8 protein-coding genes are annotated in these 12,127 nt (G+C 38.2%); 2 read left to right on the top strand and 6 right to left on the bottom strand.

All coding sequences use genetic code 11. The annotated features are described in order from the left end of the window. Positions 1 to 134: 134 nt before the first annotated feature. From recG to rpsB, 4 genes are all read right to left on the bottom strand, one after another. Positions 135 to 2,642 carry an ATP-dependent DNA helicase RecG gene (gene recG / locus RIV7116_RS20380; protein WP_015120202.1) on the bottom strand — a complete coding sequence of 836 codons (2,508 nt, stop codon included), beginning with the start codon at positions 2,640 to 2,642 and terminating at the stop codon, positions 135 to 137. 118 nt (positions 2,643 to 2,760) lie between these two features. Next, positions 2,761 to 3,867, bottom strand: coding sequence for a hypothetical protein (locus RIV7116_RS20375; RefSeq protein ID WP_015120201.1), 1,107 nt, complete (start codon positions 3,865 to 3,867; stop codon positions 2,761 to 2,763). Positions 3,868 to 4,469: 602 nt separating this feature from the next. Then, positions 4,470 to 5,411 carry a translation elongation factor Ts gene (tsf, locus tag RIV7116_RS20370; protein ID WP_015120200.1) on the bottom strand — a complete coding sequence of 314 codons (942 nt, stop codon included), beginning with the start codon at positions 5,409 to 5,411 and terminating at the stop codon, positions 4,470 to 4,472. A 288-nt stretch (positions 5,412 to 5,699) separates the two neighbouring features. Beyond that, a complete protein-coding gene (gene rpsB, locus RIV7116_RS20365; RefSeq protein ID WP_015120199.1) occupies positions 5,700 to 6,524 on the bottom strand; it encodes a 30S ribosomal protein S2 in 825 nt (274 codons plus the stop codon). Positions 6,525 to 7,063: 539 nt separating this feature from the next. On the opposite strand from rpsB, the gene RIV7116_RS20360 reads away from it, so the two are divergent. After that, positions 7,064 to 8,509: a sensor histidine kinase gene (locus RIV7116_RS20360; RefSeq protein WP_015120198.1), complete on the top strand. Its 1,446-nt coding sequence runs from the start codon at positions 7,064 to 7,066 to the stop codon at positions 8,507 to 8,509. 50 nt (positions 8,510 to 8,559) lie between these two features. Here the strand turns inward: RIV7116_RS20360 and RIV7116_RS20355 are convergent, their stop codons facing one another. Then, positions 8,560 to 9,510 carry a glycosyltransferase family 2 protein gene (locus RIV7116_RS20355; RefSeq protein ID WP_015120197.1) on the bottom strand — a complete coding sequence of 317 codons (951 nt, stop codon included), beginning with the start codon at positions 9,508 to 9,510 and terminating at the stop codon, positions 8,560 to 8,562. 508 nt (positions 9,511 to 10,018) lie between these two features. On the opposite strand from RIV7116_RS20355, the gene RIV7116_RS20350 reads away from it, so the two are divergent. Then, the gene (locus tag RIV7116_RS20350; protein WP_015120196.1) at positions 10,019 to 11,221 is read left to right on the top strand and encodes an argininosuccinate synthase; all 1,203 of its coding nucleotides are present in this window, start codon (positions 10,019 to 10,021) and stop codon (positions 11,219 to 11,221) included. 122 nt (positions 11,222 to 11,343) lie between these two features. On the opposite strand, the gene RIV7116_RS20345 is transcribed toward RIV7116_RS20350, so the two are convergent. After that, complete coding sequence (locus RIV7116_RS20345; protein ID WP_015120195.1) at positions 11,344 to 11,976, bottom strand: DedA family protein; 633 nt, start codon at positions 11,974 to 11,976, stop codon at positions 11,344 to 11,346. Positions 11,977 to 12,127: the final 151 nt, after the last annotated feature.

The raw sequence follows: 12,127 nt of genomic DNA, 5'->3' as shown, positions 1-12,127 counted from the left end.
AGTTTACGTTTATATAGAAATTATTTAATTTTATCTTTTTCTTCTTTTTTCTTTGTATCTTCTGCGTTTAGTAATGTTTTTAATCTTCTGTATTCAGAATACACAATCTAGAATTTAGAATTTACAGTCTACAGCTAAGTCAAAATCGTTCCACCCATTAACCTTTCATAACGGTATTTCAATTCGTCTCGCATCAATTTCCAACGTTCCAAACTAGCGTCTAATTCTATTACTTTTTCCGCAGCTTGACGGGCTAAAATTAATACTTCTTCGTCTTCAACTAAACTTGCTAAAGTAAAATCTGGAATACCGGATTGTCGAGTTCCTAAAACTTGACCTGGCCCCCTAAAACGCATATCCATTTCTGATATAAAAAACCCGTCTTGTGACTGTTCTAATACTTTCAGTCTTTGTTGAGCATCAGCACTGCGAGAACCGCTAACTAAAAGACAAAAGGATTGCGCGGCACCTCTACCAACACGCCCTCGTAATTGATGCAATTGCGATAACCCGAATCTTTCCGCGTTTTCAATTAGCATGACAGTTGCATTCGGAACATCTACGCCAACTTCGACTACGGTGGTAGAAACTAATATTTGTGTTTCGCGATCGCGGAATTTACTAATTGCTTGATCTTTATCGGCAGAACTCATGCGTCCGTGGAGCAATCCTACCTGAAACTCGGGAAATATTGCTTCCTGTAATTTTTTATGCTCTTCTACGGCGGAGCGCACGTCCAACTTTTCCGATTCTTCTACCAGAGGCAATACCACGTAAACCTGTCTTCCTTGAGCAATCTCGCGCCGCATCAAATCATAAGCTTGAGTTCTTTCGCTTGCTCTTAAAGCTGTAGTTTTTATCTTTTGTCTTCCCGGTGGTAGTTCATCAATCTGACTGACATCTAAATCGCCATGAATAGTTAGCGCCAAAGTTCGCGGAATCGGAGTTGCAGTCATTGTTAAAACGTGAGGCTGTTCGCCTTTTTGCTGCAATCGCGCTCTTTGCTCCACCCCAAAGCGATGTTGTTCGTCAATTACTACCAAACCCAGTTTTTGGAAGTTTACGGGGTCTTGAATTAAGGCATGGGTGCCAACTAAAAGCGGTAATTCTCCCGTTTCTAACTGAGCGTGAATTTGTCGTCTTTTTGCCGTTTTAGTAGATCCTGTAAGTAAATCTACTGGTAAATGCAACAGGTTAAACCAGCTAACCAGCTTACGATAATGTTGTTCGGCTAAAACCTCCGTAGGAGCCATCAAAGCCGCTTGATACCCCGATTGAATCGCGGCAATAATCGCAATCACCGCCACAACCGTTTTACCAGAACCCACATCTCCCTGTACCAAACGATTCATTGGTGCGGGCTTTTGTAAATCGTTGAGAATATCTTGAACAACTCGTTCCTGCGCCCCCGTTAAATTAAACGGCAATATCTCATGGAACTGCTGCAATAACTCACCTTGTGGCGCAAGAATCGCACTAGTTTGAGCTTTACGGGCTTTTTGCTGGCGTTGCAGTAAACCGAGTTGCAAGTAGAAAAACTCATCAAATACCAAACGACGGCGTGCTGCTCGCAAACTATCGCTATCGGGCGGAAAATGAATATTATTAATTGCGTCTTTTAACTCCATCAACTGATATTTTGTCCGCAAACCCTTTGGTAAAGGTTCCTTTAAATGAGCGGTTGCAGGTAAAGCAGCAACTACTGCTTGTCTCACCGTACTCGCGACAACCCCTTCAGTTAAAGAATAAACCGGCACCACTCTGCCCACAGTCAGCGATTCAATTTCATCTTCCGGATTCGCTAAAACTTCTAGTTCTGGATTATCAAGAGTTAAACCGTATTTGCTTTCTTTGACTAAACCGCAAGCAGCTACAGTACTACCAGCAACATAGCGACGTTTTATACTTTCTTGCCAACCGCGACTGCTATAACGATTGCCAGCGTAAAAACGACTAATTTTTAAAAGACCAGAATTATCTTTTAATTGAATTTCTAAAATTGTTAATTTCTTGTTTTTAGGGCTAGAAAAACAGTTACAACGCTTCACTGTTGCCACCAGAGTCACTGTTTCACCAGCTTGCAGCTGGGCGATGCATACTTGATTTGCATAGTCAATATGATCGCGGGGAAAGTAATACAGTAAATCGCGCACCGTAGATAAGCCCAGACGATATAGTTTACTGGCTCTTTTAAACCCAATTTCCGGTAAGTCGCTGAGTTTTTTGTCTAATTCTGGTGCAAGTCGCCGACTGACTTCAGCAACAATCTTAGTTTTAGGAGTTTGGACTTTAACCTTTGAACTTGAGTTTGTACTTGAAGAATTTGGCAAAGCATAATTGCTATTTGCTTGATTGCTTCCCCGTTTCCCTTGCTGCAAAGCATAAAGATACCGGCGAGTTTCAGCCACCAAATGCTGCCTATCCTCAGTTGTTAAATTCGGATAGTTAGCAAATTTGACTGCGAATTCCTGCCAGCGGCGACGTTCGGTTGGGGGCAAGCCAATAGGAAATTTACCGAAAGTTAAAGTAAGAAATTCATTAAATAGATATTCCCTACCCTTCAAATTAACAAAACCCCGTTCCGTTTCTACCGTCAGAGCTTTTTGCAATCTTATCCAATCTGGTTTATCGTCATTAGTCATTTGTAATTAGTTGTTAGTTGTTAGTTATTAGTTTTTAGTTGTTAGACATAAATCATTAAATAACTCATCAACTCATAACTCCTAACTCCCAACTGCTAACTGTTCGCTGATAACTGTTTCAGTCTTCATACCAGCTAGCACGCCAAGCCGCTTCAGCAGCAGCAATAGAACGTTCTCGCTGTTTTTTTTGATATTCTCTTCCTAATTTGCCTAATTGATTCAAAATATTGCGAATCTGCTTGCGTTCGGATGAAAGTTTAATGTCAGCAAATTCTATTTCAACCAGCCGCAGGTTTAAAGCCATTACTTTTGTTAAGTTTTCTGGCTCTTGTTGCTCATCACTGTTAATCCCTACTACTAAACTTAATATATTAGGAGGCCCAGGCATTACATCTGAAGAACCTTCCGCAGAAGCAGCAGCAGCTTCTAAAACCTGTTCTGGCAGTTTTTTTGGTAAAATACTAGCTTTTTGTAGCAGGCGATTGCCATCACGAGATAGAGTTTTTAGTATATAACTAATAGCTCTTTCTAAGTTTTTTTGCCAAGCTGCTAATTCCATAGGATTAGAGGTATTGGGGTTAAACCAGTTTTTCCAATCTTTGCCCGGTTCTGGTTCTAATGAAAATACAGGAGGCTGACCTTTTTTAGCAGATAAAAAAGCTATTTTGGCATCTAAAGGGAGCGAACTAGGAGAAATATTCTCATCAAAAGCTTTTGGCTCTGATTCTGTGTCTTCCATTCCTAACTTTTCTACAATTTCTTCTAAATCTTTATCTTCAATTTCTAATCCTTGAGTAATTTCTTCTAGTTCATCGTCTTCAAAGTCTAGTTTTTCTTCAACTAAATCCTCAATACTTTCTTCTTGTTCAATTTCTTCTAAATCAAAATCACTTGAATCACTTGTTTCTAATTGACTTTCAACTTCTTCTGACTCCTCTTCATCATCAATCTCAATTAAAGTTTGCATATCTTGGGCTGCGGATTTTGCCAACTTACGCATAGCTTTCTGTAATTTCTGTCGTTGACTTAAAGACAAACTCAGAAAACTATCTGGGTATCCTTGGGTACACAGATGATAACTAGCCAAAATCAATTGCTGGCGTAAAGCTTGTCCCAAAACTTCTAAGTAGCTTTCATAAGCGCTGTGGAGTTGTTGTCCTATGTCTTTTATTGCTTTTTCTAGCTCGACAATATCCTTTTCTATTCGCTCGATTGGTCTTGCCATATTCTCTTCTTTTCCATTTTATATTAGTAGTGGTACAGAAGTACGCAATTTTCCCCATCTAATCGCTTTGCGTCTGCGAAGTTAATTCATAGTAGAGGCGATTTATCTACCTAATTTGAAATTTTAGAGCTATTGCTAGTGGTATTTTCATATTTTTTTGAGGTGTTGTGTCCTAGTACTATTCATTTAATATCTTGCACCAATGTTAACAACCTCTTTGAATTAAAATTTCAGCTTCAAAGTTGAAGTCGTCTAAAGATGACTATGTAAATATAGCAGTAAGTTATAACGTACTTTTGATATATCTCAAAAAAGATTACGCCTCCTGTTACTTAATTCATTAAATAACTCATTTAAAAATTATCGATAATGCGATGAAAGACGATTAATTAATAAATTAACTATTGTAAGCCAAGCTTAGATATATTTAATGAAGATAAACTTAGAACAGTTGTAAATATTCATAGGGAATCAGCAAGATTTTAATTATGTAATTTATGCCGTTGACTCGACTAAAATTACACTATCCAGTCAATTTAATGAAAAACAGGTCAATCTTAAAAAGTTTGACCTGCATATAAAAAACTATTCCGCAAGCTGAATTAATTATTACCCATTTGTGCGGCGACTTCTGAGGCAAAGTCTTCTTCTTTCTTATCAATACCTTCGCCAAGAATGTAACGAGTAAAGCGGCTAATAGAAATTTCTTCACCAACTTTACTTCCTGTTTGTTTTACCAATTCCCCAATAGATGTGCTTTGATCTCTAATATAAGGTTGGTCTAACAAAGTCATTTCTTTGAGACGCTTATCGATTCTTCCTTGAACAATTTTTTCTTTAATATTGTCAGGCTTTTTCGCTAAGTCATCGCGTCCCATTTCGATCTCTTTTTCTTTCTGAGTAATTTCAGCAGGAATTTCATCTACATTTACATATTCAACGTTGGGACAAGCAGCAACCTGCATGGCAACGTTTCTTGCTAATGTTTTGACTTCTTCATTGCTAGCAGCCTTCTCTGAAGCGCATTTTAGCTCAACTAATACACCAACTCTACCGCCGGTGTGAATGTAGCTGTCTACAACACCTTTCTTTTCGGGGGCAGAAAAGTTTTCAAAGCGACGTACTTTGATGTTTTCACCTAAATGAGCGATTGTCTCGGTAATAGATTGCTCTACTGTTTTATCCTTATTTTCGCTGTAGGGTTGGCTTAATAAAGCTTCAACGCTCTTTGCAGTAGTGGCTTGCTTCGCCAAATTTTGAACTAAAGATTTGAAAGCATCATTACGAGCAACAAAGTCAGTTTGGCAGTTAACTTCTATTAACACGCCTACCTGAGCGCTCGGTTCGATATAGGTATCAATTAAACCTTCAGCAGCAATGCGATCGCTTTTTTTAGTCGCACCGGCAATGCCTTTTTGGCGTAACCATTCGATACCTTTTTCAATGTCGCCTTCGGTTTCTTTCAGCGCTTTTTTGCAGTCCATCATACCAGCGCCGGTTTTTTTACGTAACTCTTGGACTAGTTTTGCAGATATTTCCGCCATGTTGCCTCAATTTCTACTTAATTGATAGTTTTAATCGAAGATGGGATATTGAGTATTTCTATATTACTTAGCAGTGGGATACTCAAAAATATTTTTATTGTTCGGCTTAAAGTATTTGTAAGCTCAAATAAGATGTAGAGAAGCAGGAGACTACCTAAGACTACAATACTTAGGCAAAGCCCTCAATCGGATAACGATATTTATTGATACATAATTACCATAACATCACCTTTGAGCATATCTCCTGCGTTTCCGATCGCTACTGAATCAATAAAATAGCGAATAATTCTATCCTTCAGTGGATTCTCCGTCTTCCTGCTCGCCACCTTCCGATAATTCTTCAGAAGACTCGCTAAATTCGCTGCTGTCTTCGTAATCGTAATCGTCTTCAGCGCCTTCGTAGTCTTCGTAGTCGTCATCGCTACTTACTTGACCGTGATAACCTTCGTAAATAGCGTCAGCGAGTTTACCGACTATCAGCTTAATAGAACGGATAGCGTCATCGTTCGCTGGAATGGGAATATCTACTACATCTGGGTCGCAATTAGTATCTAACATAGACACAATAGGCAATCCAAGCTTCTCACATTCTTGAACAGCATTGTATTCCCGGCGCTGATCCACAATAATAACCACGTCAGGGATTTTACGCATGGTTTTAATCCCACCGAGGTATTTTTGCAACTTTGACAGTTCCCGACGCAGCATTGAAGCTTCTTTCTTCGGAAGTAAATCTAGCGCACCGCTTTCTTCACGACGCTCCAAGTCTTTTAAACGATCTACCCGTGTTTTAATAGTCGTCCAGTTGGTGAGCATTCCACCCAACCAGCGCTGGTTGATATAGTGGGCACCACAACGGCTTGATTCCTGAGCGATAATTCCCGCAGCTTGTCTTTTGGTACCTACAAACAGAAATTTCTTACCTTGTTCTGCTTGAGTTCGCATATAAGCATATGCATCTTCCATTAACTGGGCGGTTTGCACCAAGTCAATGATATGTACTCCATTACGAGAAGTGTAAATGTAAGGAGACATTTTGGGGTTCCATCTTCGGGTTTGATGTCCGAAGTGAACTCCTGACTCCATCATTTGAGCTAATGAAACAACAGGCATATTTTTCTCCTATTCGGGTTAAACCTCCATCTAGTTGCATTTCCTTGGTGGAAACACCCGAATTCCTAGATGTGCGAGATTAGAAAACTTTTCTAATCTACCACATAAAAATGCCGTGTTTGAGGGGGAAAACCGAATTAATCGGTTTGTGCTGTTTGCTATCAATAACAAACAAAATTTAGCTCAAGTTTTAATTGTTATTTATCGTCAGTTAATTTATTAATTTAGATATTTGATTGGGCATCCGTAACAATTCCTCGACTATTAGATAAGAGCCTTTGTCTCCCTCCCAACACTACTCATAATATAGGTACTTACTGGTGTTGCTTGCGGAACTTAGTACGGGGTTCGATTTTACTAGAAGGTGTACTCACTTCCTCACCCCATAGCTGATTTTTTGCAGATACTCGCTATCTACTCGGCTACTAACAAGCCTTGGGAAAAGAGCTAGTTTCTCTGCATTAAGGAAATTACCGTGTTTAAATTTTACTATAAAGACCGTGCTAGAAGCCTGCTTGTTTCAGACCCAGAAGTTTTCTATGAATTTACCACCATTACCTGACAACGAAGACGATAGACTCGAAGCTCTAATTAAATATGAAGTCTTAGATACTCAAGCTGAACAAAGGTTTGATGATTTGACAGCAATAGCAGCACATATTTGCAATACTCCAATTTCTTTTATCAGTTTGATAGATAAAAATCGGCAATGGTTTAAATCAAAATTTGGTTTAGAAGTTACGGAAAGCCCTAGGGAATTAGCTTTTTGCGCTTACACTATACTTCAGCCAGAAAAGATGTTTATAGTACCTAACGCTCAAGAAGATGAGCGATTCGCTAATAACCCATTTGTAACATCAGAACCTAATATTAGATTTTATGCTGGCGCACCTTTAGTAACGCCTGATGGATTTGCGATCGGTACACTATGTACTATTGATAATAAACCTAGAGAACTAAGCCGCGAGCAACTACAAACTTTACAAGCTTTAAGCCGTCAAGTAATCAGTCAATTAGAGCTAAAAATCAATTTAACTAAATTAAAGCAAAATATAATTTATCGAAAACAAGTAGAACAAAATTTACGCGATACAAATAAACAGTTAACTTACACTTTGGGTAAATTAAAACAAACTCAAGTTCAGCTGATTCAAAGTGAAAAAATGTCGAGTTTGGGTGAGATGGTTGCTGGAATTGCTCACGAAATAAATAATCCGGTTACTTTTATTTCTGCAAATCTTGATTACGTAAACACTTATGTTAGCGATTTGCTTGATTTGCTATCTCTTTACCAACAGCACTATCCCCAACCTCATGCTGAAATTAAAAGTAAAGCTGAAGACTTAGATACTGATTTTTTAGCTCAAGATTTGTCTAATATATTATCTTCAATGGACACAGGAGCCGAGCGCATTCAAAATATCGTTTTGTCTTTACGTAATTTTTCTCGATTAGATGAAGCGCAAAAAAAACCTGTTGACATTCATGAAGGCATAGATAGTACGTTATTAATTTTGCAACATCGACTCAAAGCAACATTAGAGCATCATGAAATTAAAATTATTAAAGAATATGGCGACCTACCAAATTTAGAATGCTATGCAGCACAAATAAACCAAGTTTTTCTACATATATTATCTAATGCAATTGATGCTCTGGAAGAAAAATTTAATCGCAAACAAGAGATAAACAATTTAGAAAATGAAATTTTTCAATTACCTACAATTCGTATTCATACAGATATTTCTTCCGAAGATACTATTTTAATCAGAATTGCAGATAACGGAATCGGCATTACGGAAAAGATTCAGCCCAAAATATTTGACCCTTTTTTTACAAGTAAACCAGTAGGCAAAGGTAAAGGCTTAGGACTGTCAATAAGTTATCAAATTATAGTCAAAAAGCATAACGGAACTCTGAAATATCGAACTAAATACGGAAAATGTACCGAATTCTTGATTGAAATTCCAATCAAAAGTAATTAATCAACAAGAACTAAAGTTTAGTAGTAAAGACTAAAGTCCTTACTACAAATCTAACTAAATTTCTGCTCTTTTTTCGCTTCCATATAAGCAGCATAAACACCTTGAACGTTATACCAATTTAAGAATATGCGAGCTAATTCTAAAGCTAATTGTGGTTTCCCAGATTTAATCAATCGTCGTAAGAATGGAGCCATTGTCCGCTCATTTAACGCACCATTCAGCGAAAGAATACCCCAAAGTAAGCGATGCAACCAAGTCATTTGAATCATCATTCTCACATCCCAAGTAGGATGCTTTTGATAAAACAAAACTCCCATACGTCCTCGTTGGATTTCTTTATCGATTAAATTAGGAATTTGGTCTAAATCAAAAGCTGGGTGCCAATGATAACCCACAGCTTTAGGACATTTAATCAACTGTAAACCCAAATTTTTTAGCCGCACTCCTAATTCTAAATCTTCCCAACCGTAAAGTTGAAAACCTGTATCGAAAAGTCCGGCTTTCTCCAACCAATGCTTGGGAATAGCAACGTTTCCTGTAGCAAAAAAAGCGGCGGAATAATCGGTCAATTTATACGGCTCGGAAGTAGGATTATCAAAGTTAGCGGTGTTAATTACCGCACCATAGGTAAAAAACCTATCATTCCCTAACTTCTTCTGTCCTTCAGTTAGGGCATCTGCATGAGCTTGAAGAAAAGTTTCTGTAACAACTAAATCGCTATCAATAAAAATAATTGTATCGCCCTTCGCTTTTTCTACCCCCAAATTCCGAGCCGCAGCAGGTCCCATATGCTCTTGTTCAAAGGTTCGCACGTGGGGAAATTCATCTTTGTGTGTTTCCAACCACTCTAAAGTTCCATCTGTAGAACCGTCATCCACCAAAACAATTTCGTAATCTGTGACCAAATTGTTATGACTTACACTTTGTAACTCTAAAGCTTTAAGACATTTTTCTAAAATCGGTTTGCGATTGTAAGTCGGAATAACAACACTAAAAAACACAGTTTCACCCCCAACACTATTTCCTTAAAAATAGGACAGATACAACTCTCATGCTGTTCCTTAGCTGACTCTGATTACGGAACTTATTATAAAATTACTATCTACACAAAATTTTCTCTGTATTAAAAATAAAAAAACCTGGTTTCAGAAAACAACTAAGTTTTTCATTTTATTAGTTGAAATTACAGTTTAAATCAACCGAATACAAAATAATACGTTACAGCAAAGTTGGCTAGAGGAATAATTATTCACAAAATCAGCCAAGGGTTTTTAAGATTGTGAATAAACTGCTTGCAAAAACACAAAAAGTAGTGATTTGAACTTGTGATACATATTTATCAACTAGTTTACACCTGTATTTATTCTGAATACTTTAGTCACAACAATACTCAACTAGGTATATATACATCTCGTAGAAAATACTTAACTAGTATAAATACTGAGGAGAATATACCTAAATTAATTAGATAATAAACCATCGTCGTTTTGCAGCATCGAGAAATAATCAATGGGTCGCGCCAAAAAGGTTGTCTTAGCATATTCTGGTGGAGTAGATACATCAGTCTGTATTCCTTACCTCAAAGAAGAATGGGGAGTAGAAGAAGTAATTACTCTCGCAGCAGATTTAGGTCAAGGTGAAGAATTAGAACCAGTCCGTGAGAAAGCTCTCAATTCTGGTGCAAGTGAATCGTTAGTAGTGAATGTCCAAGAAAGCTTTATTAAAGATTATGCATTTAAAGCTATTCAAGCTAACGCTATCTACGAGAATCGTTATCCTTTGGCAACTGCTCTCGCACGTCCGTTAATTGCCAAAGCTTTAGTAGAAGCAGCCCAGAAGTACGAAGCCGATGCAATTGCACACGGTTGTACTGGCAAAGGTAACGACCAAGTTCGTTTCGATGTAGCTGTTGCGGCTATGAATCCCAATCTAAAAATACTTGCACCTGCAAGGGAGTGGGGCATGAGTCGTGAAGAAACTATTGCTTATGGGGAACGTTTTGGTATTCCCTCGCCTGTAAAAAAATCTTCCCCCTACAGTATTGACAAAAATCTGCTCGGTCGAAGTATTGAAGCTGGTGCTTTAGAAGATCCATCCTACGAACCACCAGAAGAAATCTACGAAATGACAAAGGCGATCGCAAATACTCCTGATGAACCAGAGTATGTAGAAATCGGCTTTGTTAGAGGTATTCCAGTAACTTTGAATGGCGAATCAAAGAATCCAATTGAAATGATTGCCCAACTCAACCATTTGGTAGGAAATCATGGTGTTGGACGTATTGACATGATAGAAAACCGTCTGGTGGGCATAAAATCGCGAGAAATCTACGAATCTCCGGCGATGGTGGCATTAATTCAAGCACATCGCGATTTGGAAAGTTTAACTTTGACGGCGGATGTGACTCAATACAAACGGGGTATCGAAGAAACTTACAGCCAATTAATTTACAACGGTTTATGGTTTAGCCCCCTCAAAGCTGCTCTTGATGCCTTTATTCAAAAGACACAAGAACGAGTTTCTGGAACCGTGCGAATGAAACTTTTTAAAGGGAATGCCATCGTTGTTGGTCGTCGTTCTGATAATTCCCTTTATAATCCTGAAATGGCAACTTATGGCTCCGAAGATCGATTCGATCATAAAGCTGCTGAAGGATTTATTTATATCTGGGGAATGCCTACTCGTATTTGGGCACAGCAGGATAATTTGTAATATGGCGCTGCTTCTTAGTTAAAAAACTCCCAACTACGAAAAATAAAACCTCTCTTTTTCATAGGAGAGGTTTTACATTTTTATTATCCGCTTCCAATGCCCAATGCCCTAAGCCCTATTCCCTATTCCTCAGTCGTTATCTCCTCAACCTGACGAGATTCCAACCATAAAGGTACGGCGATTAATGCAACCAAAATCAATAATGCCAAAATAGCAAATTGACCTACCCACTGCACCAACTGTTCTAAAGAAACCACCTTACCAGCAAAGAAAGCTAAAGAAACCATCGCGCTAGCCCAAGCGCCAGCACCTAAAAGGTTATATAACAAGAATTTAGCAAAAGGCATTCCCGCTATACCAGCTAACGGTGCAGCAAAAATTCTTAATAAAGCAAAAAATCTACCAAAGAATACGGCTTTGGCAGCGTTATCACTAAATTTTTCTTTTATATCTAAAACTTTGACTTCGGAAATCCTTAATAGGCTTGCCAAACGCATTAATAATGACCAACCCCCAATTCTACCAATCCAATAGCCGCAAGTTCCGCCAATCGCTGCACCCGTTGCTGCGTCTCCTACAACCAACCAGTAGTTGAGTTCATCATTACCAGCTAAAAAGCCACCTACCAAAGTTACAGTTTCCCCTGGAAGCGGGATGCCTAAGTTTTCCAATAAAATCCCTACAAAAATCGCCCAGTAGCCGTATTGATGAGCAATTTCCTGAATATTCTCTAGTGATATGAAATCGAGAGACATCCAGCCCCAACCTATTTATATAATTTTACATTTCTACATATTGACTCTTGTGGACACAAGGTGTCAATGAAGTTGGCGGTTATTTACTTTCACAAATATCTATTTAAATCAGAATATTTTTTGAAAAATTTAAACTCGTAGCAGATAGTAA

It is taken from the genome of Rivularia sp. PCC 7116, from assembly GCF_000316665.1.
Classification (GTDB): domain Bacteria; phylum Cyanobacteriota; class Cyanobacteriia; order Cyanobacteriales; family Nostocaceae; genus Rivularia.
This window is presented reverse-complemented; position numbering and strand designations above follow the sequence as displayed.